Genomic DNA, 25069 nt, shown 5'->3' with positions numbered 1-25069 from the left:
GTACCCGAAGAAGACTTCCGATGTCATCGGTCTAGGCTAAGACACATATCGTCAGAAGCCATGCGTCGGATGCCTTTCGGTAGTCGCTGACTCGCCCGGCCTCGCTACATGACGTGCCTAAACGCGTAGGTGCGTCCCGCGGAAAAACCCATCTTTGCCACTCGAGCCAAGGTGCTTGCGTACCTCATAGTCGTAGGCAGGCGATCGTACAGGCCGTCATTGTTCCAGTTCATCTTTGTTAGCGCGAGAACCCGTCGGGCTGTTGCGTCCCAGCCACCGGATCCAGAGAACCGCTGCAGCATCAGGGGGTGGGGCACGGCCTTCTTCTCTTTGAAGTAGTTGCGGCCAGCCGTTGCCGCCTCCGGCGCGTTGCCCTGCGTCCATATCAATACCGAGTCACGACCTATGGGTTGGACGGTCCCGCGGAGGCAGGGGTATGCGCCCGCTCTGCCTTCCCTTCTTCCCGGCTGCGCGTCTACCTGAACCCCGAACCAAGGGACCTCGCCTTGTACCTGGACCAGCTCGATCTCGGCAACCGCGTCCAAGGCGTCGAACGCTCCGTTGACTTCCTCCTCCAGGAACCGGCTGGACTTGTGCACGATTATCCGCTGCGGCATCCGGCCAGCGTGCCGTCTTCGGTACAGGTCGCACGTTCGCGTCATGACTCGGCGCATGTCGTCTCGACTAAGAAACGGGTTGGTCAGACTGATACGCGCCCCGTCGACTTCGTATGCGATGAACTCGAGCCCGGTCCCGTCGTCATCGAAGATTTGGCTGCAACATGTGACAAATCTCCGGGGGCCAGAGGCACGCAACGCATAGCTGATGCCCACGTAGGCGGTCGCCGGCTCTCGCTCTGCGATGACCCAGGGCACACCGCCTGCCTTGACGTATAAAGCCAAGCTCAATCGCCAAGCGACACTTGCTCGGCATCGATAGGCTAGAGCACCCGATTCAAGCACGATCTGTACCGGAATTCCTAATTCCGCCGCAGCGGCCTTGACGTGGTCGTGCAGGTTGAAGTCCTCGTCGGCCCCTCCTTCGAATCCCGCGGTCCACCGGTGAGGCAGGTAGATGCATGCGACGTCGAACGACGAGCGCTGTGACCGGAGAGCCCGCAGCGCGGCGACCAGGTGTCCGGCAAGAGCTTGGTGCGGCGTCGGAGCGTCCATTTCCCGGTCGATGCCGACTGGTAGCTCTAAGTGAGTGGAAGTACCGCCCAATACCAAGCGGGTGCCGAACACGCTCCGGATCCCCGGGAAGGCAGGAAGATAGTCGCGTCGCTCAGCCGGAGCGTGCACCTGCCCCAACTCTCCCAACAACCCCGTGAGTCGCTCGGATTCGCCTCTAGGCACAACGGTGGCGACCCTAATTGGATCTGGCACAGAGGCGAGCAGGGACCGGCCGTACGGCCCGAACTGGACCAGCCCCTGCAGAGGATGCACATGTCGGTCATCGGAGCGGCCGGGATGGAACGCCAACATGGGCTCGGAAATGCGGAAGTGCGCCGGAAGCTGAGGTCCCCAGGCTGCTTGGGGATCCGTCGACGGCACGGCAGCCGGTGCCGGACCCGGAGGCGCAGGAACGTCGTCCTTCCCCATCACGCTCTCTCTCGGCGGCTGAAGGCCGAGCGCGAATCCAGCTCGAACCTGGCGTCGACCCCCTCCGGGACATCGAACGCAACAAGCTGCGGACCGGTCAAAATCTCGGCCCAAGCGTCGAGCAGGTCGAAGGTCTGCCTGTTGAAACGGCGGACGAGTCGTTCACGCACGAACTTCGCACGAGCCACTCCCGCGTCCGCGCCTTCGATCGGTTCAGCCCACACCACCGGCTCATAGCACAGCCACGTGCGACCGAGCCTGTGGTCGATCCGGACACGGACACCCTCTGCCCAACGAAGCGACGTACCTGGAATCCTCCCGACCAGGTCTCCTGTCGACGCCTTGAGGCGGCTGACACTCTGGTCACTAACGTCCGAGACGACGAACAGGTGCCGCGATTTCTCGTGCGCCCGTCTCAGAGGACGGCAACGTGTAAGCGCTCGGGATAGCGCCTCGAACACCAGGCCCGCCTCGGTCGACCGGTGGCCGAGGCGCGGCGCGATGACATCAGACACACCAAATGAAGTGATGCCATACGGACTGAAACTCTTCCGAACAGCCTCATCACCTCCGAAACAGATGACCCCACGGCGGCTGCGTGCGGCCAGCACGTCCGCTCCCGCATTCTCGACCGCCTGGCGGACCTCAGCGCTTCCGCCGATCGAACAATCCACAAACCGGAACAGGGGCGGCAATGCGATGAAGGGGACGGCATTCAGCCGGACCACTGGCCAGTCCGTCCCCCGGCGACGGATGGGGGTGGGCACTACACGTCGCGGGTCGCGTTGCGGGGCTAATCGCTCGGCCATCCCTGTTGGAAGATCCTCCATGGCGAGAAGGTCTCCGGCGACCTCGTCGAAAGACCCGATTCTGACGGGGCACGCCTCCAGCCCGCGAGAATAGGCCTCGTGTAGCAACTGGACAACGGTGTGCGGCGGCTCGTCCCCGCCTCGCAGTAACCAGAACAACCCACGCTTCACGCCGCCCGACACAATTGCTCTGCGGATCGCCTCCACTACCGAACCGTCCCTGCCACTGCACCCAACAACGACCAGGCCGCGATCAGCAAGTCCAGACACCAACATCTCGCGCAACTGCGCATCCTGAGTCCGCAGCTCGTTGGATGTGTTCTTCAAGCGACTAGAGCGGAAATCGCCGTGGAGCTTAACCAGCAAGGGAAATCGCGACTCAGACAGTGCGTCCATGCCGACGCCGTGAGCATCGGGCTTAACCACGGTCAGAGAACCGGTGGAACCAGTTACCTGTGCAACACCATCCTCTACGAGTGGATCGAAGTTAGTTGTGACGATCAATGGAATCCTACCGGTTGCGGCGAGTGCGCCAAGGGCGCGGTGGCCAAACGTGGCTGCGCCTCGCTGCACGACTGAATCAATGATGGCTCTGCGATCAGACTCCGAGGCGTGCATGTACTCGAAGTAGCAGGCGTACTCGTCGTCCGCACCGGCCGGCGGAAAGGATCCGAGGTCATCGAAATACGCCTGGATCCGCCGCCTGACCTGATCGTCACCGAGATCAGGCACAGCCGTGACGGGTACTCCCATCCTCGAGCAGTAAATCGACCGTTTGAATTCCCAGACCATCGCACCAGCAGTCGGGATCCCAGCTGAGGCGGATGCGCCGGCACCGAGAAACCACACCAATCCGGGAGCGCGTGCGTAGTGGAGTCGGACGAACTCGCTTGAGTCCATGAGCGTCTTGGTCATTCCTCGGAAGTATCGGCTCTACTAGTGACGAAGTCTCGGCGTGCTCAGCGCGATAGGTGCACCCTCGGCCTTGGTTTTGAGGGGGAAGGCTCTCCAACCCACTTTTCGCACAGCGCCCAACCGAATGTTCGCTATCAAGCGAGTCGCGAAGACACGCATCGTCGGCGCGAGCGCCGACTGACGAGCAGGTCAGCCGTCAGGCATGGCCAGTCGCTCAGACCGCGCGGCTGGGACGAGTGCATGCGCGGGGGGCCGGGTGTCTTCGTCTGAGACTTCGCACGTGGTATGTCTCGGCAGGGTCGCTCAGCCCCTCGCAGGCCCCCGATAACCGGCCTCTGGGTTCACGGGGGCAAGAGACCGTGGAGCTAGGCAGGTCTCGCGAGCGTGTTTAACCAGCTTCAGACTCTATGCGCTGTGCGACGGCCTCCAGGTCAGTGCCTCTGGCGGCTTGGCGCACAGCCTCCGCCCGGAGGATTGTAGTAGCGACCACTGGGAACCCCAAAGGACCTGTTGAGTTGGTTAGCGGTGCAAGCGCTGCGATGGCCCGCTCATCCCACTGGGGTTGCAGGCCAGGATCCCCTGCCTGCACGCGTCCGTCCTCATCGATAACTAAGGAATGCCCGCCACCTTGACGAACCATCTCTTCGATGCTGAGTCCCTGATCCTGCAGAAGTGCACTTGCTGCTCGATAGGCCTCCCCGATCGGAACGTCTCCTGGAGGGTCCACAAGCGCCAATAACAGATGCACAGGCCTGATATGGCCGCTGCCGAGGCTCTTAGCATGCGCTCCGGCAGCGGCCATCACCAGACGGCCATCTTGGTCCAGTCGCTCAAACACTTGTTCTAGCTCCTCCCTTATCGGCCTGGTCCTACGCACCCGGAGCCGCTGGACGAGGAGTTAATGTGCGCGCACCACCAGCTAGTGCCAGCGCTATCCACACATACTCCCGTCCCCACCCGAGTGAAGTCCATCACGCAACTACCTGTAACGCTTACGGCAATGTCTACAGGCGGAGTGCAAGGAGGATCGAGCGCCTCCCTGCATACCTTCGATATCTCCCCTGTGGTTGCCACTGCAGGCTGCGCCGTCCCGCCCCACAGGACCCCAACGGCGCAACAGACCAGCATGCAACGAGAAACATGTTTCAAGTTCGCCTCCCAGCGTCTCGACCCCATGATGGCTACCGTGAGGATTACGCAGTCACGCGCGAAAGGTCTCGCTGCCTTCTCGCCCGTGTACCTCCTGCGCCTTCGGGTCCCCGGGCGCTCGGCCGATGGCCACAAGGGGCTGAAGGGGACCCCCGCACCCCCCGACCGGCCTTTAACCGCCCGAGGCCAATGACAGGAGGTCTGGCCACAGCAGCGCGCGAAGGCATGGCGGGTCTCAATGAGCTGACCGGTTCAATGGCGCATGCGTCCTCATTCGCCCGCGTAATGCGGTTTCCGACTCAACGCATCTCCCAAGCCTTCAAGCGGCTAGCCAGTGTCACGGCCGGACTCGATGAATGGGATCGTCGCCTCCAGGCGCTAGGGGTCCCGGTCCCATCGGACACTTGGCAACCGACTCATGAGACAACTGGTCTCGAAACGGGCGAGTCGGATGGACCATCGTCCGGACAGGCGCCGACGGCGAAGTAGCCGGCGCGCAAAGTGCACGCGCAAGGGCGGCCTCGAAGAGGGCTGCCACGCAAGCGCACCCCCACCGCTAGACCAGGGGTTCTGTAGGACCGTCCGGCCACGGTGACGCGATGGCCGTCGAGCACCAGATCCGGATCGACAGGCACGCCCCTTCGAGCGAGGCTTCCGGTGGCTCGACGCGACCGGCAGCCCCACATGCTGACGGCGGCCCGGATGCAGTTTCGCAGCGAGGTGGACGCAGATCCGCCCCTACTGTCGGCCTCCACGACCGACGGTCGAATCACCATCGACGCCGATAACTGGGTCGGGATCCTCATCCCCGCAGCCGTGACTGCGGAACTCGACACCGCCGGCCCCTGGTATCTCCCCCGCATAGATGACGCCGCCAATGCGCCGCCCGGACATCCCAGCAAGTGCGGAGCTCGGCGTTACGGCCGACCCATCACTGAGCCCAGAGGACAAACAGAAGATCCTCGACTACATAGGCGATCTGCGCGAACTCGCTGTCGTCCGGGAGCGTCGTGGACGGAGCGCAGGAGGGAAGACCGGGTGATGGCAACCTCCTTTCCGCCGCAACTCTTGAGCTTCTGTTGCGTATGCCTATTGCAGCCCCTTGTGAAGGGCTCCGTTCTCGCGCGTCCGCGCACCGGGAGCCCCGACGCGGGAAGGAGAAGATCGGCTGATGGAGCGGTGGAGGTCGCTGTCTAGAGGCCAGAAGTGGCTCACGGGAGGAGGCCTGTTTCTCTTGCTGTGGATCATCGGCGCAGCCACGGGCGACGAGGGCGACCCAGTTGGCAAGGCACTTCCCACCGAGACAGCCGCCCCCACTCTGACTCCGTCGCCTACGCCTACTGTCGCTCCCACGGCAAGCCCCACCGTCAGAGCCACCATCGCACCGTTCGTGCCGCCTCGTCTTACTGCCGCACCCCGACAAGTCACAGCGGCTCCTGCCGCTGCTGGCAGGTCAGGATGCGACCCCTCCTATCCGGACGTCTGCATCAAGCCCCCGCCGCCGGACCTCGACTGCAAGGACGTCCCCCACTGGAGATTCACGGTCAGACAGCCAGATCCCCACGGGTTCGACGAGAACAAGGATGGAGTTGGGTGCGAGAGCACCCGTTAAAGGAGGAAGGGATGGGGTTCAGCTATCGCAAGCGCAAGGGTCCGCTCAGCTTCTCGGTGTCGAAGAGAGGACCGCGCGTGTCGGTTGGGATGGGCGGCAGGAAGTCGGCAATGGGCTGCCTGCTGCCGACTGTGCTCGCCTTCATGCTCCTGTTGGTGGGAGTGTCGGCGGCCGTGCTGGCAACCCAGACCGCGGCTGGGGCACACCAGAGCGGCTGTCATGGAGCCCACTCCTGCCCCTCGGACAAGCGGCCACCCAGTTACAGATGTGGGGACTCAGGAAACCCGTGCCGGTTCTCGAACGACCCTGCCGGGGGATCGGACGCCGCGCCTCAGTTGTCGGGCCCACCCTCAGAGGCTAACTGCCGCGACAACGCTGCGTTCTATGCCACGAATCTCTGTACCGCAGCAGCGGCTGCTACGCCCCAACCCGCAGCAGCCGCAACCCCGCGGCCGGCCGCCCAGGCAAACACGAACGACAACCTCCCGAAGTCGGGGGTGAACACGCTCCTGTTGGGCATGTCAGGAATCGCGACGCTTGAGGCCGGTTGGGCGCTCCTGCTCCTGTCGGGGTCGATGAAGCGCAGGGCGAGGCCGAAGCCTCCATGGCTCGTGTCGCGGCGCTCGTAGCGGGTCGTGGAGCGGCGAGGGTCTAGGCAGTCGTGACCAGCACTCTGTATCCCTACACGCTCACGGCGCACCGCCGTGGAGAGCCTGGGGAGTCCGTCCCGCTCGACGGAACGCTAGACGGGGCAGATGTTCTGGCCGCCTTCGACACTGCCGTCGTCAATAGCGCCACGTGGGTCTGGACGCCATCCCCCGAGCATCCGTCTAGACGCTTAACAGTTGAGCAGGTCCACGCCCAGGGTATTCACACGCGGTATGGCCGTATCAGGGTGACCAGGCCCGCAATCAGGCACGATGTCGAACAGGCGAGCACCGGATCGACCATCAAGATCCGCGACGAGGACCATGAAGGCCGGCCACTCTTCTTCTGGATGGCCGTCCCGGCCGGAAACACGACGGCGCTTTTGCTCACTGAGCGGCGGGCAAGGTTTGGCATCGTGGATGCCTTCTGGAAAGAGCACCTGGTGAAACGCCTGAAGCAACACCACGCTGACCTGACGGTCAACTTCAGCTACTACTTTGAGGAAGCGGTCTGGGATCAGTACCGAAAGCACGGCGGGGCCATCCATGGAGCGACCCTTACTCGGGTTCTTCGGGAAGAGGACGAGAGCCTTGAACTGGACGTCGCGTCGAGTCGCAGACGGGTCGGCACCGTTCAGACCAAGATCGAGGTTGTCAAACGGCCGACCGCCGAGGCCGTCGCAAACATCTTCCGCCGACGGGACCGCGGTGCCGCCATCGAGTTACTGCTTGGTGACGCCAGCGAACTCGGGCATCTCGACGACTACGACACTTTCAAGCTCACGGTGGAGATCAGGGGCAAGACGAGGAGCGTGAACCTAGCCTCTCCCCGCTTCCCCCCGGTCGGTCACGCAGTGGAGGGGGTGCCCACCGACGAGGAGGGGTATCCGCAGATCGAGGCGATGGCTGAGCGCGCTGTCGGTCTCGCGCGAGATATTGGTGGGCCGATCGGCATAGCGGGAGGCCGGTAGTCATGGCGAACGGGTCTCTGAACGTTGCTCCGGTTGCGCGCAACTGGTGGGTCGAAGACGGTCGATCCAAGTGGTTCACGTACATCGTCGTCCCCGTCGTGATTGGTTTCGCGATCTACCGCCTGCGGCTTGAGGCCGACAACCTCGGCTCGCTTCTCACCGGCTGCACCGTTCTCACAGCGTCCCTGTTCGGAATGCTCTTCCAGGTCTACACGTGGTCACAGGATGCGTCAGCCGCTATAGACGAGACCCCCGCCGATGACATTGGTCTGGCTTGGCAGCTCGAACGTCATCGCCGACGGCTTCATGCGATCAGACGGCTGTACAGCGGCCTCTGCTGGGCCCTACTTGTGTCGTTGGCACTAACAGTCGCGCTCTTGGTCCTGAACACTGAGTCGGAGAAGTCGCAGGGGGGGCGGGATCTGGTGGTGACGACGAGCATCGTCGGGGTCCTTGGAACCCATCTGCTTCTCCTGATTCTCGCTTCCGTAAATCGCCTCTTCATCATCACCCGGTCAACGGTCAACCAGCACAAGGCTGAAGCTCCGGCGTGAGCGAGCCGAGGCCTTCGGCTACCTCCGGGTCTCCAACGACCCGACCGGGACGTCGATCTCGCCGGACAAGCAGCGGGCCACCATCGAATCGACCGCCGCCACTATGGGCTTCCGCATCGTTGAGTGGTTCGAGGACCGCGATGTCTCGGCCCACAGCAGGACGGTACGTCGGCCAGCGCGGGAGGCCATGCTCGGGCGCCTGGACGAGACACGAGCGATCTTCGTGTGGGAGTTGTCGCGAGCTGCGCGGAGGATGGTGGTCGACAGGAGCCTTCTCGACCTCCTCGAGGAGGCTGGCGTGAACCTGATCAGCGTCTCGCAGAACAGATCCTTGATCATCACCGCGGTCTTCGACACCAGGCGAGTCAGAAGGTCCTCTGGGAGACCGAGATCTACACCTCTGACGCCGGGCTGCTTTTCACCAAGCGCCGTACCCGGGGGATTACACAGAAAAGGGCCTGAGGTTGCGCCCTCGGCCATCACAGCTCCACGGATGCTTCGCGACCGCCGCCAGCAAGCGGTTTGATCTGGAGGTTTTCCCTGCTCCGCGCGGTGCTCTATGTAGATCTCCTTCGTCCGTCCGGCAGTCTGATTCAGCTAGGACACATGCGACCGCCTGGCGCTTCAGGCCGCAAAGGGTACAGAAGCAGGAAATCGCGCAGGGCTGCCGAACTAGGACAGGCAGTTTGCTGATGCCCCCCCCCCTGCGGAGTCGATGTGTCCCATCGGCTTCAGATGGTCGTTCTCAGCCTCATCGGACTCCGCACTCGGACAGAGCAGGAGTTTCACTTGCAAGATTTTGAAGAGCACGACCGCTCAAGCAGCGAAGTTGAATCTGGGTAGGCGCACATCGAGGACCCGGCTCTTCCACACGTGGATTTCGAAAGCCTTTGCCGGACGCACATCCACCGCGTCCGGGCTATGGCAGCAAAGTGGGTGAAGGACGCAAGCGCCGCTGAGGACATCGCGCAGGAAGTACTGATCAAGGCCCTGGCCCGCTGGTCCACTTTCGACCAGGCACGTGAGCCCTGGCCATGGCTGGCACAGATAACGAAACGGTCTTGCATTGACCACCTTCGTCGAGCGAGTTCCCGCCCTCGGATCAACAGCGGAACCCACGATTTGCACGAGCTTCCGGTGGGTCAAGGCGAGGGCGCGGAGGAGTCCTTCCTGCAAGGCGAACGCGCTCGCGCACTGTGGGAAGTCTTTTCGCGTCTTTCTCAGCGGCACCGGCGGATTCTGACGCTCCGATACATCCAGCAGCTCACCTACGAGGAAATTGCGGCCCGCGAGGACCTGACCCTGCCAGCGGTGAAGTCGATCCTGCTTCGGGCAAGACGCTCGTTCAGGCAGGTGTACCTGGACGTTGCCGACAAGAGAGGGCTTTCCGTCCTCGGTCCCGCCGTCTGGGTGACGCTGCGAGAGAGGGCAAGACGCGGCGTCGCGAGGGGCCGCCACTTTCTTTCAAACCTTCTGGCCCAGCCACAGTTCCAATCCGGTCTTGCCCCGGCCCTATCCATTGCGACGTTGCTCATCGCTCTGTCCGTCGTGACCATTGCGGCGCGCTCCTCTGGTGCCTCGGGCAGCACCCGGCGGCCGGCGGACGGTGCTGTGGCGGGTCGCGTTGAAGGGAACCCGACTGACCCGACCTCTGTAGGGTCAGCGACCTCCACCGCTTCTGGCGCCAAGAACGGGGACGTCGTCGACCTCGGTCTTGACGTCAGACCACCCACGGTCGGCGGAGTTGATGTGCCCGTAGTCACTGCCTCCGTGAATGTGTCGCGGGACCGACACTTCATCCGCCTGCGTCGGCAAGTAGGCGCAACTGGCGTCCCCGGTCCTGTTCAGCCAGAGCTAGAGGTAGGGACTGAAGTCAAATGCACCCAGTCCCGTGTGGTGGGTTCGGCATGCCGAGCGTCAGACGCGCTTGAGTGACCTAGCCCGAACCTGAAGGGATAGGGCCGCCTACCCCCCAGTGATAGCCGACGTAAAGAAACTCAGTGATCCTCAACTGACCCGTCTCGTTCACGTGCTGAGGGCCCGTGTCGGTGCAAGAGTCAACCAGATAATTTCTATCGCTCGGAGTGCCATACCACACCTGCACGCACGTGGAGTCGCAGGTGCATGCCGACACCGATTCCGCCGCGCCAACCACAAGCGCGGACGCCGATACGCACCCAGCCAGCAGAACCCTCGCTACCGTTCCCAGTCGGTTGGCCAAGCCGCCTCCCACCTAGTCGTCGGATCCGTCGACTAGGTGTACGCACGGGCTGGTTCAAGGTTGTGCGCGACTTTCAGCACGGCGGTGCGTATAGCAGGACATGGCCCCACCCGAGGATCCATCACCGGTCGCCAGCATCTCCCGAGGTGGCTGGCGATCCCCCCAGGTGCTGATCGGCTTAGCGATTCTCGTCGGCTTTGCCGCCCTGATGAGATACATGCTGCAACGAACAGGACTCCCTGACCCTGAGTGGAGCCGTTCGATCTACCTCTACGGGACAGCGGAGGCGGTGGTTTTCGCTGCCGCGGGGGCGTTGTTCGGCAGGGAAGTGAATCGCCAGCGCGCCGAGACGGCGGAGGATCGGGCCAAGAGCGCCGAAACCCGAGCCGACACGGAAGCACTGCGTGCCTTGCAGAACACGCAGGACGCTGCGGGAGGTAGGGCCCTGGCCACTGCAGTGCGAGCAGAATTCGGAAGCAAGGGGGCACCCGACATGGGAGTTTCCAGGGGAGATCCCAGCCTGTTCGCAGAGGGTGATGTCGGCACTACACGGGCCGACCAGCCGAGCACAGCAACGCGGCTACTACGTCTAGCTCAGGCACTCTTCCCGGAGGAACCGGAGATCCGCAGGTGACTCTCCACTCCCCTCCACTCCTGCCCCATGGTTGTCGTCCTCTGCTGTCGACTGAAAGCGCATCTCCCTCGGAGGCACGAGACGCTCCGGCTGCGTCTCTGAAGCAGGTCCCTGAACTTACGCCAGCGGTGCGAAGAGCTTCAGCGTTGACCAGGACCAGGTCGATTGACCGGATGCGCGCTGAACGTGGTCCCTTCACCCAGCTCCGCTTGATCGAGACTCGAGTGGTCCAAGACGAAGACTGTGTCTGGGAGCTTCGTGGTTGGGAACCAGTCGGGCACAGACCCAAACGGACCAGCTACCAGCTCGTGGTGGACTGTCGCCGGGACGATCACCGCCAGGGCGCTCGACTCGCAAAGCTCACGTACCCGGTCGCGAGCGACAGTGTCGGCTGCGAGCTCATCCCAGATGTGGGTGTCGAGCACCACATTGAGGGCCGGACTCATTGATCTCAACGTACTCAGGGGACTCCATCGCCACCATCAAACCCGTGCATGCACCGAACTCGCGCAGGGGGAATGTTCTCCCGGGTGGCGAAGGTGGTGCCCGTCGGCTGCGCGAGCTTCTTCCAGGACCGTCTGCCGTCGCGAGCCGTCGCCGATCCGTTTAGTCACGCGCGGGACTGGGGCTAGGTGATGGAGTCGGATTGGAGCGACCCCGCCAGGGCTCACCGCAGGCCGTGTAGGTCGGCGGATGCCGCTTACCGTCGGGGAGCAGGTAGGAGACCGCGCGGGGACGCGCATCAGGGTTAACACGACACACCGAGCGCCCAATTACATCTGTGGCAGGGACTCGGGCAAGGGTGCGGGGATTCTCTCGCAAGATCGTAAGCCAACCTTCTTGTGACCCCAGGACGTACCCGATGAGCCTCCTCTCCTTGGTCTGAACCATCTCTGGTGGCGTCCAAGGGACCGACGAGCCGGAGACGAGAGGCCATATCAAGAGCGTGAGGGTCGCCAGCTGGGGAACAGCCTGACGCCACACCGGACCGCTGCCGCGCGCGCCCAGCGATTCCGCAACTCCCGCTAGCGCCGCCCTGACACTACGGCGTCCGATCGCGCTGAACATGGCCCTCAGACCGAGCCCCAGCGCGATCTGCACGCCAGCGATGACTACGTATCCCACGAGGAGGTTGAGGCTGACGAACAGTGAAGCCACAAAGAGAAACCCGGCGAATACGGCGAGGGGGGCTAGCCAGGGTTCGCCTTCCCTGAATGCGCTACCTATGCCCGCGGCCAGTACGAATGCCATGAGTGCACCGACTAGCCCTGGTAACCCCGTCAGGAGGATACCGACCGCGACATCGACGGATCCTGCGGACTGTAGAACGCCGGTCGCTGTAACAAAGTCGAAATCGGAAACTGCCAGAACCTTTAACCCAACGGTCGTAAGCGCCACCAACGGCAATAACCAAGAGACATTCTCACGCCAGAACGTCGAGACAACTACGAGCCGGGGCGGCCAGGGTGGGCTTCTGTCTGACGGTCGCTCCTCGCTCACAAACGGAAGATTACGATCCGCATCGGACACAGTGGGGCGGCAGGCACAGCTGTAGCAGCTCGCGCGTTCGGACCAGCTCAAGCTGGCCCTCTCTCCGCGTGAGCCGGTCGCGCTCGTCAAAGAGCGCCCGCAGCACTCGACCAGCCGGGGGCCGCCGGGCCACGGACACCAATGCTAGATGGTCGGTGCGTCCGAGGCAGGCCGGAGCGAGTCCCGCCTGGTTAGTCTCGGGAGAGTCCCGGAGGTCCTAATCCAGGGGGTATCCCGAGATCCTGATGCTCACATACGTCCTTTGGCCGTCAGCCACGGCCGCAAGGTCCACCTCGCCACACTCAGGCACGCAAAGGATCCTCTTGTAGAGCGTAATCAGGTTCCCCTCGTGAGAGGTGACGGGCGGGACGTCCGCCCGGTAGTCGTACCCCAGACGCTTGAGCTGGTCCACGTACTGCTCCACGACTTGGTCCGGCGGCCTCTTCGACACGACGACCAAACTCACTGCGTCTGTTCCACTGCCGAACTTGAACATCCGGGGAGGAACCAGTAGCGCAGTCCCTTCCTCCAGCCGCACAGGACGAGGGTTGACGCGCTTAGTGGGGGCTGGGAGCTCTGCAATCACGGCCGCCGAACCTGCCTGAGGCGGCACATTCACAGCAGGCAGGGATGGCGCTGCTAGAAGCGGCGACGGAAGGTCCCGTCCGGAGATCCTCAGGAACACATAACTTCGACGGATAGATGGGTCGCGGTTGACACGCAGCTGGTAGTAGTGAGGCGACTGCGCGGCCGGCCCCTCCGCGAAACACCTGACCTCCCCCAGTTTCCTCTTGCAAGCCCTATCGGGCTCAAGCTCCGGGAGCGGCCGCCCGAGCGACTGCAACAGTTCCCTGATCTGTTTGGCATAGGACTCGAAAACCTGAATCGGATCCCCTGTCACTTCCAGATCGGCGTGCCAGGAGTCTGGCAAGCCGTCTGACGCTCGCTGCACGAACACGGTCCCGGCGAGTCTCGATCCGTCCGCCACAACGAAGTTCATGGGCAGTCGACTCCCGGGACCAGGAAGCAGGCTCGATGCCGGATACTCCAGCTTCTCCATTACCGTTCCATCAACTCGTCCCAGTCCGCGGCTGCCCAACCTCGGAAGCACCAGCGTTACCACGACCGCTAATAGCCCACCTGCAATGCAGGCGGCCAGTAGGCGCCGACTCGCACTGCGGCGCGCGAGTATCACTTCCCGACCACGCGGCGCAATGACCCCGATATCGAGCTACAGTCGCAGCCATTGCGATCGCTGCATGTCTGGGCGCCAACTGGGGACGGCGACTCGCAGCGCACGCTACACGTCTTCTCGCTCTTCGCCCAGCGAGACTCTCCCCCAGTACCTCTTGTGATCGGAGTTATCGGCGTCTTCCGTTGATGCGTCCACAATCGTTCGCGGATGATATGCAAAGATGTAATCGAGTTTGCCTGCACCGTGGGTGGGTTCCAACAGACGATTCATCCTTTGTGCGCAGCACCCCTCTGCCTCAAAGAGCTCGCCGACCGAGCTCCACGCAGGCTCGCCTGTCTGAAAGCCATACAGGTAGTCAAATACGACATCCATCTGCCACGCGTCGACAGAATCGTATGGTCGGTTGTTGAGGTCTCCTCCTAGAATAACTGGTGAAAATCTAGTGTCCTGGTTATCCCCGTGCCCTATTTCGATGAGGTAGTCGGCTACGTCAATTAGTTGCTCCCGCCTCAACGCCCGCATGTAGTCAGCGTTTTCGCCCGTGTGGGTCAAGTGCGTAACGCACACGACCGGATCAGTGTATTCCTTAGTCGCGGAGTCATATCGCTCCAGAGTAATGCAGTCCAGCCGTCGTCGCTGCTCTGTACCAGTCGGCAGCCACTCGTTTAACCTCTGGGCAAGGTAGTCGGCGCGATATACAATTGCATTTCCATAGCTCTTGCAGTCATTGTCGGGCTGCGGGACGGTCTCATAAAACCAGGCCGCCCAGGGCCACTTGAGTTGTTCCACAAGCTCCGTTACCTGAGGCTTACATACTTCGTTCAGCGTGGCCGCCCATGCCCGCCGGTCCTTCATCTCGCGAGCCGTCCACGTGGCTACCTGCAAGTTGCCACGCGGTCCACAGTGCGCGTTCGTCGGATTGTTCCCGCACATGTTGAACTGCAGCACCAGCGTCGAGAACACATCCCCGATCACGGGCGGCATGACGAACAGGTAAGCCAGTGCGTCAGGGGCCTGCGTCCACATGGAGGCTGTAACCATGGCACCTGATATCCCAGAACCCACCGCGGTTGGGCGATTAAGATCTCGGGCGCCACTCAGTTTGGCTATGGTCATCTGAGGGGCGGCTTGGAGAGGAACTATCCGGATCCAGTGCCCGGTCGTCCCGTTTACAGACGACCGCGCCCAGTCACCCGGCTTCGTGAAGTACATATCGCCGTCCCACCCCGCGACCCCAAGCGACTGCCGCTCGGTCGGTAGAGGTGCCCATTGATCCTCCTTCCAATACTGGGCGCTTACGCCTACTGCGCCGCCAGGATCTGCAGCGGGGTCGCGCTGCAGGCGGACGTAATCAAAGGGGCGCTCACCTCCGATATACAAGACGTCACCTGAACCCGAGTTGAACGCGATGAGGTCCCGACCGGATTCAACGGACTTTGCCTCATCAGTGCGGTCGTTGAAGCCCTTGCGATCGGGCGCAGTCGTCACAGACGACCGGCCGTCGTCCCAGGAGGCGGAGGAGTCGCCCGAGGCTTTGATTGACCACGTGTTGAGCCGATCACGACCGCGAAAGTCGACCACGAGGTGGTAGGTGTTGCCAGCTTGAATAGTTACCGGGTCTAGTGGCGCCGTAACCCACCCAGGTGTTGGCGCTCCAATGGTTCCTGAACTCACCTGGGCACCACTGGCATCCAAAAGACGAACCAGGACATGTCCTGGCGTCGGGGACCCCACGGGAGCAAGCAAGAGCCGTGCACTGTCGATTGCGCCCGTCGTCGGAGAAACGAATCTCTGACCGGACACGAGGTACTCGTGCGTGGCGTAGTTCGAGCCGACGCCGATTTGCTGATCAGCGGCCAAACCGCCGTAACTGGAACCCACGACCATTCGGGGAACGCGATCCTGAGCCTGGACCCAGTTCGTACTGCTTGCAAAGGAGCGGACGGCCATTGCGCCGACTGCGCCAGCGTCCGTTCCGACCGATTCAAACTCGGCCCAGTTTGCCGAGGTCGGCGGGAGGACACCCGAAGGCTCCGCGACGAGGTGATACACGGTTTGAGCCAAGACCGAGCCTGCGGGAATTGTAAGGCTAATGGCCGAGCCCACTGTACTGGTAGGAAGACCAGTCTCCACGTAAGCACCCGAAGATGGCACATCGTCAGCAAGACTAGCCGTGGCGTTGATCCATCTCCCGCTGGGAGTTCCTTCTGGACCCCCGAACGCTGAGGAATCTGACTGGATACCGATGCGGTACGTGCGGGCGTCTTGAGCGCGATACCACAACTTGAGGTTTGAAACGGACGCTGATGATGTTGCCTTGAAGGCGAACGCGAGCCGCTTATCGATGGAATCCAGCCGGTGGAACTGTGAATCGACTCCAATCCGGTTGCCGATCGCGACCCCCCCGCCGGACAAACTGAAGAGAGCATCGCCCACGCCAGACGTAAAGTCCCAAGCCTCGTTGTAATCGAGGACGAAACTGAAGTCCGCGCCACCCCTGGGAAACTCCGCCCTCCAAGAAGTTCGATCCTGGCTCAGGTATGTCCGCAGGACGGACTCATCAGCCGAGACGCGATCGTACGCCTCAATCCCCAACCATTCCCCAGTGTCTGCAATCACCGGCTCTGACCCAACGCCGACGGTGACTGGGCTTGACCACGACGCGCCTGCGGATAGGAGCCTGGCGTATCGAATCCGGTCGTCATCCCCCACATCGTCAACCGCTACTGCGAGATGTAGTTCACCATCTCCGGTTGCGACCGTACTTGGCATTGCTTTGACATCACCGATTGGGATGGTTGTCTGCGGTACCCACGTTCCGTTCAGCCACTCCCGCCACTCCAACCCAGGCAAGCCTGGGTCGGTCGAGAAGCACACAAGTCTACTTCCGACGGCGGCGATGGTTCCGTCTGGTCCGGCATCGCAGATGGTGGCGGGGTTCCACGTTGCGCCATCGTTGTCTGACAGCGATGTCACGTACTCCACGACGCCGCCTAACAGACCAGTGCGAGCGTAGCCGATGGCAAGCCGCCGCCCAGCTGGTCCGTCAGTTCGCACAACAAGGGTTGGTGCGGGCTCCAGTAGGGAGCCGGTCGCTACGGCGATGCTCTCAGGTCCGACTGACCACGTGTCGACAGCTGCGGGGGTCAGCCTACGCCTTGCGATGAAACCGGTTCCGGCTCCAGCTGCCTTGCTCGTGTAGAGGACGTCCACGACACCGCCTCCGAGGTGTACCCCCGAGACAACCGTGTGTGCCGCCGTTTCGGCCACTGCTGTCGGCTCAGTCCAAGTCACGCCTTCGTCACTCGAAAGTCTAAAAACTACCCGCACGGTCGGAGCGCTTTCTACGTACAACATGATCACGCGCGAGTTCCCTACTGCCAGTAACTTGCGGTTGTGAGCGCCCGCCGTGGCCCACGTCGCGCCTTGGATTGTGGGATCGACAGTGATAGGCAGTGGAGCGGCAGCTACAGCAGACGGGTCGAGCGTAACTAAAAACTTCTCCCCGACGAATTTCGCCGTGGCCCCGATCCTGTTCCCGTGAGCGTCCCAAGCGGTCGGTGCGAGAATTTTGAAGACATCCGCATCATGCCTGTCAGCAAGAACATGGTTTGCGCCGTCCTGACGCATCTTCAGGCCTGGTGCGTGCACCTTGAACTCGTAAGTCGAGACGCGCTCGTGCGAGATGATCGATTCCTTGACTCCGTCGGCCAGGACCTCGTAAACAACCCTTAGCTTCTCCGACGGTGCGAACTCCGCGGAACGGCCGCGTACGCGGGGTTCGGATCCGGGATGTCCTACAAGTCGGACATCCACGTACTGGTCGGAAGGTTTGTGTCTAAACCGGACCCCTACGCCTCTGGAGGGAGACTCGTCGAAGTCAGCCGCATACTGGCCGACGTTGAATAGTTGAGGCGATGCCTGCGGACTCTTGGTGGAAACTCGACTCGTCTGGGCACTCGACACCTGTGGCCGCAACGGGTTTATCAGCGATGCGAAGATCGAAAGCGCCAGCAAAAAGCGTGTGCGGCGGCTGGCGACTCCGTATCGCCGTTGAGGATCGCACCGTGCCCGTCGAGAACGACGGGAACAAGTCGCAGAGCGCCTTGACCAAAGCCGCGCATAAGGCAAAGCAGGTGCCGACGTACCCGTGTGATGCCCCACACTTCCCCCCTGCGTCGTCAGCCTCACCAACCCGTAGGTGGGGCACGCGAGAGCTTAGGCTTCCGGCGCAGTCACGTCAATGCCTTGTTCGATTCGCTCACCTGCGTCTCGCACAGCCGACGTGACCTCAACTCCTGCAGTCCGTGCCGGAAGAGAAATCGCTCGGGAGGTCCCAGCGGCCGATGCCTCCCGACCGTGCAGATCGGTCGCGCTACGGGAGAATCACGTCCGCCCCCAGAACAGCGACAGGCGGCGATCTTGTCAGTGTCGTCAGCCTCTCCCCCAGCACGAATCGGTAGTCGCCGGGTGGGCTGTTCGTCAGCCTGGCGCCACCGATCGCCGCCTGGGTGGTCTCCGGCCCGACGATCGTGACCACAGAGGGGACCCCCCCTGTTCGAAGGTTGTCACCGCCATGGAACCAGGCAACACCCCGGTTCGAGACTGTTCGAACCACAGACTCCCCGGCCGATACTTGCACCTGCGGGTAGCGGTCGTCTCGATGCCAAACGAAAGCTCCCCCCCCAAAGTCCTCCGGCCAAGCTTCGAACAGGCTCGTGCCGTTGGTCGTCCCGGTGACCTTAACTTGAGGGAAGTGAGACTCAAGCGTGATCATGGCGCGGTGCACCTGGTCGGCTTCTAGGGCCAGCACGAAGTAGTACGTCCCCGGGGGCAACAGCTCGGGACCCGTGGCCCAGCCTTCAGTTGTGGGGCCCCATTGACAGCTTCCGTCAATCGGCATCTCTCCGTGCTCCACGCCTGGAGGCGGGAGTGCGCGGACGTACGTACCTGGCGGAGGCGGATCAGACCAACAGTCCCTGACGCCGAAGTGATGGTCGACGAGTTGGCCGTCTGACGTGAATAGCTGCCATCCCTGGAGCAGCCGTTTACTGGTCAAGCGGGTCTCGAAGGTCATCTGCAGGTCTGCCGAAGAGCCGTCGGCGACTTCCACCCTGAAGGCGGTCCATCCCGAGGACGACATCAGGTGTTCGGCTAGTACTTGCGAAGGCGCATGATGCGCTCGAACCTGAGTCGGCGTGAGAGAAATCAGGAGCACCACCAGCAAGACAGTGGAACGTAGGCGCGGGGTGGGGGGTCGGTTCCGGGGCCGGTTTCCGATCATCAGCCAAGAGTTCGACATCAACCGCTGCTTTCCTTTCGCCGCAGCCTCCCCAGGAGATCTGCTGCGGACGTGCCCGAAGGTGCGGTGTGGCAGCAGCCGTGATCGCTGGGACGAGGGTGCACATCTTGAGACTGGTTACCGTGCTTGTTACGCGGCGACGCAGGCGGTCTCTACGCCAACCACCGGATCTCCACCGACCCCGGATCAAACCTCTGCGCGCCCTTGCCCACCGGCACGACCACCCGGTCCACGACGGCCTTCAGCACGGCCCTAAGCCACTCCAGGACCCGCTCGGCCCATGCCTTGCGCAGAAGCTTCCCCGACCCCTCCAGCGACTCCAGGACCGCGCCCCCGGTCACCTTGGACACCGCCGCTGGCTGGCGGCGATCCGCTCGTTGATGTGGTCGCGGGACGCCGCGCTCGGCGTGGTCGAGCTCGCCCGGGGGGGCAACTTCAGTGGCCAGTCGCCCGTCCAGAAGACAGGACTCCCCGGTGCCCCAGCGTTCTGTCCCCCGAGCCGAGGCGCGCTCTAGAGACATAGGTTGACACTCGGGTGCCCCCCAGCGTTCTGTCCCTCGACCGCCATTGTCTCTCACCCGATTGGGCGTCTTCTGCCGATTCCCAGTCTCTTGGGAAGCGGCTAAACCTCAGAAACGCTGTGGGATTCTGGATTCGTGCAAGCGAGAGGGGTCTCCCGGCTTATCCACGCGCTGACCTGCGGTTTCTCCACACGGGAGAAGGCCTTGTCCCATTTCTCCAGCCCGTTTCTCCTCGTGAGGGGGGGCAGGAGAAACTGATTCTCCTTTCAGGAGAAACCGCAGGTAGGAGACTTTCTCCCACTCTCTCTTTAAGGAAAGAGAGAGTGGGAGAAAGTCAGAGATGAAGGGTCAGGATACAAGCCACGCTCCGGATGAAATTCACTTCATCCAGGGGACCAGGGGGTACTGGCCGAGTCCCTGGGTCCTCGGAGAGCAGCCCGGGCCGGCAGCTCCACTGAACACCGCCCGACGGTCTGCACGACCGTGTACCTAGGTCAGGGCCGGTAGCGAGTGCGTGCGCCGTAGTCGGAGCCCCATAGGCCCCTGTGGCACGCTCTGAGGCCCCGAGGAGCCACCGCCAGGCGGGAGGGGGGAGGCGCATCGGCTCCCGAGGCGTGCCAACGCCGCATGGGGCGCCGGTGAGACTAGATGTTGGGCGTCATACCGGCGGCCCGCAGGTGGTCGCCACAGAGGTAAGCCCTCTCCGACTCCGCATCGACTTGGAGGCCCGGCGGGATCAACCAGGTGAGCATCCAACCCCGTGAGCGGTTCCCGCACCCTCGGACGCCGCACGGGAAGCGGACCGGATCCTGGAACCTCGGATCCAGGGGCCAGGCCCGTGGGATCACGTTCGAGTGGAGGCTCCGGTGCATGGGCCCCCGGACCTGAACCACTGTCAGCCCGACCGACCTCCACTTGGTCAGGATCGACTTGGTCAGCCGGAGCGGCGAGGAGGTAGTGGGCGCGAGTGGATCTAGTCGAGCGGGAGCGACCTACGGCAGGGGGGTATGGCAACCGGGGACCATGGTCATGACAGCAGATTGACAGCAGAAGGGGGCCCGACGCTACGTATCGGCGCTTACGCCTGATACATCCAGCTGCAGGGGCGCGGCTACCCTGACCTGCAGGGATATGGCGGAGCTTCTGGTGAGGGCTCCGGGGGCGGGACTCGAACCCGCAACCTACGGATTAACAGTCCGCCGCGCTACCGATTGCGCCACCCCGGACCGGAACGAAAGCGATGGTAACGCAGAAGGGGCGTCCATCACTCCATCAGGTCTTCGAGCATCTGAACCTTCGTGGGGTGCCGCAGCTTGGCCAGGGTCCGCGTCTCGATCTGCCTGATCCGCTCGCGCGTGACGCCGAACTTCATCCCGACCTCCTCGAGGGTCTTCGGCTGCCCGTCGCGCAACCCGTAGCGCATCTCGATCACTTCGCGCTCCCGGTCCGGAAGCTGATCGAGGACCTCGGCCAGGTAGCTCGTGACCATCGATCTCACCGCCGCCTGCAGCGGCTGGTCCGCCGCCTCGTCCTCGATAAAGTCGCCGAGCCGAGAGTCGTCCTCCTCGCCCACAGGCGTCTCAAGCGACACCGGGTCGAGTCCCATCCGCACGATCTCCGCCACACGTTCCTGTGGCATGTCGAGTTCCCCGGCCAGCTCGTGGAACAGCGGCTCCCGACCCAGTCGCTGCGCCATGTCGCGCTGCACGCGGGTGACGCGCTGCATCGTCTCGACCATGTGCACGGGGATCCGAATGGTCCTTGACTGGTCGGCCAGCGCGCGGGTGATGGCCTGTCGGATCCACCAGGTGGCGTAGGTGGAGAACTTGAAGCCCCGTCTGTGGTCGAACTTCTCCACCGCCCTGATTAGGCCGAGGTTGCCCTCCTGGATTAGGTCCAGGAGGTTCATGGAGGTAGCCCGGTCGGCGTAACGCTTGCCGATTGACACCACCAGGCGCAGGTTGGCCTCAATGAGCTGGTCCTTGGCCGCCCGGCCGACCCGTTTTACCTTTTCCAGCTCGAACCGCTCGTCATCGGGCAGCGCTCCCGACTCCTCCAGCTTCTCGCCAGCGGCGAGTCCGTCCTCCTGCCGGCGCGCGAGCTCCTTTTCATCGTCCCCCGTGAGCAAGGGAACACGGCCGATCTCGCGCAGGTACAGACGAATGGAGTCGGCAGTACCAGGGTCCTCGACGCGCAACAGGGCCGGCTTGATGGTCGCTGCTGACAGGAGGTCCTCCTCGGCTGGAGCCTCCTGCTCCTCGGCCTTCAGCGCCGACTCATCGGGCTCGTCCATCGCCTCCAGCTCGGCCACCCGCCTCGCTTTCGCCTCGTTGTCCAGGGGGCCGAGGACGCGGGCAAGCAGGTCGGGCGACTCCGATCCCGCCAACGCTTCTTCCGGGGGAGTTTCCGTCCGGTCCAGCCCGGGGTTGCCGGGGTCGCGGCTGCGCGAGGCCTTCGCGGCCTTGCCGTCCTTGGTGCGGCCGCCCGGCTTGCCGAGGTCTCGCTTTGATCTGCTCACGGGCGGCTCGTCATCCTTGCGCCGGTACCGAGGGCTCTGCGCTTGCTCTCCAATGTCAACAGCTCCTCGAACAGTGAATCGTAGGCGCGGGCTTCTCGCTCCGGGTCCAGCGCCCGCAGCCGGACCTTCTTGTCTTCAATATTCCGCGCAAGCGCAAGAGCGCGCAGCCGGAGAAGAGTTTCCTCGGCCGTGACGCGCCCGGGGGAGGCCCCGACTGCGAGTTCGGCCGCCGCACGGCGAAGGTCGTCGTCCTGCATCCTGGCCGCGAGCCGGGCCGGGTCGATCGTGCCGTGCTCGGTGCGTTCGTGGACGAGCAGTCGCAGCAGCGACCTATGAAGCGGCAACGTGAACTCGTCTTCCTGCGGGCAGACGTCCGAGTCGTCCAGGAGGTCCTGCTCGGCGACCAGACACCGCAGCGCCTCCCGTTCGATGCGCTGGGCGCCGGTGAGAACGACGGGAGCGGCCGGCCCCGCGTCGCGGGAGACCTGGCGGCGGGCCGACGACGCCCGGCCGGCCTGGTCCTCCACCGCGCGCACCACCTCGGACACGTCCACGTGGCACCGGTCCGCCAGCCAGACGGAGTACTCGTGACGCAGCAGCGAGTCGCCAACCTGCGCCAGGACACCCGCCCCGCGCCTTACGGCCCTGGTCCTGGACTCCGGAGTGTCCAGCCGCTCCCCGTCCAGCGCGCGTGCCAGCAGGAAACGGACGAGCGGGGAGGCCGCGGACAGCACCGCCTCCACGGCCTCGGCCCCCGACTCGCGAACGAAGTCGGCCGGGTCCTTTCCGGCCGGCAGCAGAGCGACGTACACCTCGGGCAGCCACCCCTTGCCCAAGGGCAGCCACTTGCCCCCGGTGACGCGGCCGCCGGGCGAGTACGCCTCGGCCAGCTCCTCCGTGCGCTCCCGGGAGGCGGCGGCCTGTCCCGCGGCGTCACCGTCCAGGCACAGCACGATGCGGACGTCGCCGAAACGGCGTGAGATTTCCTGCATGTGCTGCTCGGTCAGGGACGTGCCGCAGGTGGCGACGGCCTCCCGTACCCCGGCGGCGTGCATGGCGATCACATCGGTGTATCCCTCGACCAGGACCATGCGCCGCGTGCGGACGATGTCCCCCCGCGCCCAGTTGGCCCCGTAGAGCACCCGCGACTTCTTGAACAGCGGCGTCTCGCGGCTGTTGAGGTACTTGGGCGCGTCGGGGGCCGGCCGGGACCGGTAGTTCTCCGGGAGCACGCGGCCCCCGAACCCGACCGGGCGCTCCGAAGGGTCGTAGATCGGAAACAGCAGGCGCCCGTGGAACACGTCGCGCACCGCACGCCCCTCCTTGGCCGCCAGTCCCGCGGTCACCAACTCCTCGGTGGTGAAGTTACGGCGCGTCAGTGCACGAACCAGGCCGTCGCGTGTCCAGCCTCCGAAACCGATCCGGTGCCGCTCACGCAGGTCCGGACCGATCCCGCGATCGTCGAGGTAAGCCCGCACCGTCCCGCCTTCCTTGTGCGCCAGAAGCCCGCGGTAGTGCTCGACGGCCGCCTCGTGCAGCGAAACCAGCCTCGCCCGGGGCGACTCGACCTTGCGCGTGCCGGACACCTCCCGGAGCTGAACCCCGTAGCGGTTGGCCAGGTGCTCGACGGCCTCCGTGAAGGAAAGCCCTTCCACCTCCTGGACGAACGAGAACACTCCCCCACCGGCGCCGCACCCGTGGCAGTGGTAGACACCCTTTTCCGGGTTGACGTTGAACGAGCCCGTCTTCTCCTGGTGGAACGGACACAGACCGACCAGCTCCCGTCCCGCGCGGCGCAGCCGCACGTGCTCCCCGACCACCTCGACGATGTTGGCCCGCTCCAGGACCTCGTCGATGTCGTCGCGCGCGTACCTGGGGCTCACGACACCGACTCCGGGACGAACAGGCGGCTGAAGGTCCGGATGGCGAAGCGGTCTGTCATGCCGGAGACGTAATCCGCCACGCGCTGTGGGAGGTCGTCGCCGGCGTTGCCGGGGCTGTCCGGCAGCAGGTCCGGATGGCGGGCGTAGTGCTCGAACAGGGCCCTCAGGATCTCCCCGGCCTTCACCTGCTCCCCGCGGGCCGCGGGACCGAGATACACGCGCTCGAACAAAAACTGGCGCAGGACGGCCATCGCCTCGGCCTGCTCCGCCGGCATCCGGACCGCCCCGGCGGCCGCGCTTTCGCCGACGACCGACCGGACCAGAGTGTCCAGCCGCTGTCTGTGCGTGGCCCCCAGGACGTCCAGCACGTCCGGCGGCAGCTCGGCCTCCGACAGGACACCGGCTCGGATCGCGTCGTCCACGTCGTGGTTGACGTATGCGATCCGGTCGGCCCAGCGCGCGACCAGCCCTTCCGGGGTGGACGGCTCGGGCATGCGCCACGTGTGGTTGAGGACCCCGTCCCGAACCTCCCAGGTCAGGTTCAGCCCCCGGCCGTCTCGCTCCAGGACGTCTACCACCCGCAGCGACTGGCGGTTGTGCTCGAACGGCCGTCCCAGACACCCCGCCAGGACTTCCTCGCCCATGTGCCCGAAAGGGGTGTGGCCGAGGTCGTGGGCCAGGCAGATCGCCTCGACGAGGTCTTCATTGAGGCGCAGGCCGCGGCATATCGTGCGCGCCACCTGGGCTACCTCCAGCGTGTGCGTGAGCCGTGTTCTGTAGTGGTCCCCTTCGGGGGCCAAAAAGACCTGCGTCTTGTGCATGAGCCGGCGAAAGGCCTTGGTGTGCAGAACACGGTCGCGGTCGCGCTGGAAAGCGGTCCGCAGTTCATCGTCCGGCTCCGGGGTCTGCCGTCCCTTGGTGGAGGCCGAATGCGTGGCCCAGTGCGCCAGAGTCAGAGACTCGATGTGCTCCGTAGCCGCGCGCACGCCCGTCGCCGTCCCGCCCAT

At 63.9% G+C, this 25069-nt stretch carries 13 protein-coding genes and 1 tRNA gene; 3 read left to right on the top strand and 11 right to left on the bottom strand.

Annotated features, from left to right (window positions below):
• Positions 1-104: 104 nt before the first annotated feature.
• Positions 105-1172: a Piwi domain-containing protein gene (locus VNE62_06125; protein HVE91858.1), complete on the bottom strand. Its 1068-nt coding sequence runs from the start codon at positions 1170-1172 to the stop codon at positions 105-107.
• A 428-nt stretch (positions 1173-1600) separates the two neighbouring features.
• The gene (locus tag VNE62_06120; GenBank protein HVE91857.1) at positions 1601-3325 is read right to left on the bottom strand and encodes an SIR2 family protein; all 1725 of its coding nucleotides are present in this window, start codon (positions 3323-3325) and stop codon (positions 1601-1603) included.
• A 3422-nt stretch (positions 3326-6747) separates the two neighbouring features.
• Here VNE62_06120 and VNE62_06115 point away from each other — a divergent pair.
• Both VNE62_06115 and VNE62_06110 read left to right on the top strand, forming a co-directional pair.
• Complete coding sequence (locus VNE62_06115; GenBank protein HVE91856.1) at positions 6748-7704, top strand: hypothetical protein; 957 nt, start codon at positions 6748-6750, stop codon at positions 7702-7704.
• Positions 7705-7706: 2 nt separating this feature from the next.
• Entirely contained in the window at positions 7707-8258 is a 552-nt protein-coding gene (locus VNE62_06110) for a hypothetical protein (GenBank protein HVE91855.1), read from the top strand.
• A gap of 18 nt (positions 8259-8276) precedes the next feature.
• Here the strand turns inward: VNE62_06110 and VNE62_06105 are convergent, their stop codons facing one another.
• Complete coding sequence (locus VNE62_06105) at positions 8277-8615, bottom strand: hypothetical protein (GenBank protein HVE91854.1); 339 nt, start codon at positions 8613-8615, stop codon at positions 8277-8279.
• A gap of 2030 nt (positions 8616-10645) precedes the next feature.
• Between VNE62_06105 and VNE62_06100 the strand changes: the two genes are divergently transcribed.
• Positions 10646-11113, top strand: coding sequence for a hypothetical protein (locus VNE62_06100; protein ID HVE91853.1), 468 nt, complete (start codon positions 10646-10648; stop codon positions 11111-11113).
• A 1747-nt stretch (positions 11114-12860) separates the two neighbouring features.
• Here the strand turns inward: VNE62_06100 and VNE62_06095 are convergent.
• From VNE62_06095 to VNE62_06060, 8 genes are all read right to left on the bottom strand, one after another.
• Complete coding sequence (locus VNE62_06095; GenBank protein HVE91852.1) at positions 12861-13703, bottom strand: hypothetical protein; 843 nt, start codon at positions 13701-13703, stop codon at positions 12861-12863.
• Between the two features lie 240 nt (positions 13704-13943).
• The gene (locus VNE62_06090) at positions 13944-17855 is read right to left on the bottom strand and encodes a hypothetical protein (protein HVE91851.1); all 3912 of its coding nucleotides are present in this window, start codon (positions 17853-17855) and stop codon (positions 13944-13946) included.
• Between the two features lie 358 nt (positions 17856-18213).
• Positions 18214-18741, bottom strand: a complete 528-nt coding sequence (locus VNE62_06085) for a hypothetical protein (protein HVE91850.1) — start codon at positions 18739-18741, stop codon at positions 18214-18216.
• Positions 18742-19292: 551 nt separating this feature from the next.
• The gene (locus VNE62_06080; protein HVE91849.1) at positions 19293-19490 is read right to left on the bottom strand and encodes a hypothetical protein; all 198 of its coding nucleotides are present in this window, start codon (positions 19488-19490) and stop codon (positions 19293-19295) included.
• A gap of 1324 nt (positions 19491-20814) precedes the next feature.
• Positions 20815-20887, bottom strand: a tRNA-Asn gene (locus tag VNE62_06075).
• A 38-nt stretch (positions 20888-20925) separates the two neighbouring features.
• Positions 20926-22179: an RNA polymerase sigma factor gene (locus VNE62_06070; GenBank protein ID HVE91848.1), complete on the bottom strand. Its 1254-nt coding sequence runs from the start codon at positions 22177-22179 to the stop codon at positions 20926-20928.
• On the bottom strand, positions 22176-24062 hold the full coding sequence (gene dnaG, locus VNE62_06065; protein HVE91847.1) for a DNA primase: 1887 nt from the start codon (positions 24060-24062) through the stop codon (positions 22176-22178). Before dnaG ends, VNE62_06070 begins: the two co-directional genes overlap by 4 nt.
• Positions 24059-25069, bottom strand: coding sequence for a deoxyguanosinetriphosphate triphosphohydrolase (locus VNE62_06060; GenBank protein ID HVE91846.1), 1011 nt, complete (start codon positions 25067-25069; stop codon positions 24059-24061). Before VNE62_06060 ends, dnaG begins: the two co-directional genes overlap by 4 nt.

Source organism: Actinomycetota bacterium, from assembly GCA_035536535.1.
In the GTDB taxonomy this organism is placed as follows: Bacteria; Actinomycetota; JAICYB01; order JAICYB01; family JAICYB01; genus DATLNZ01.
The sequence above is the reverse complement of the archived record's forward strand: the minus strand, read 5'-3'. Positions and strand labels throughout refer to the sequence as shown.

Coding starts and splice junctions, on each gene's coding strand:
- VNE62_06120 (HVE91857.1), bottom strand. CDS start 3,325: ATGACCAAGACGCTCATGGACTCAAGCGAGTTCGTCCGACTCCACTAC.
- VNE62_06085 (HVE91850.1), bottom strand. CDS start 18,741: ATGCCGATTGACGGAAGCTGTCAATGGGGCCCCACAACTGAAGGCTGG.
- VNE62_06125 (HVE91858.1), bottom strand. CDS start 1,172: ATGGACGCTCCGACGCCGCACCAAGCTCTTGCCGGACACCTGGTCGCC.
- VNE62_06095 (HVE91852.1), bottom strand. CDS start 13,703: ATGGAGAAGCTGGAGTATCCGGCATCGAGCCTGCTTCCTGGTCCCGGG.
- VNE62_06060 (HVE91846.1), bottom strand. CDS start 25,069: ATGGGCGGGACGGCGACGGGCGTGCGCGCGGCTACGGAGCACATCGAG.
- VNE62_06110 (HVE91855.1), top strand. CDS start 7,707: ATGGCGAACGGGTCTCTGAACGTTGCTCCGGTTGCGCGCAACTGGTGG.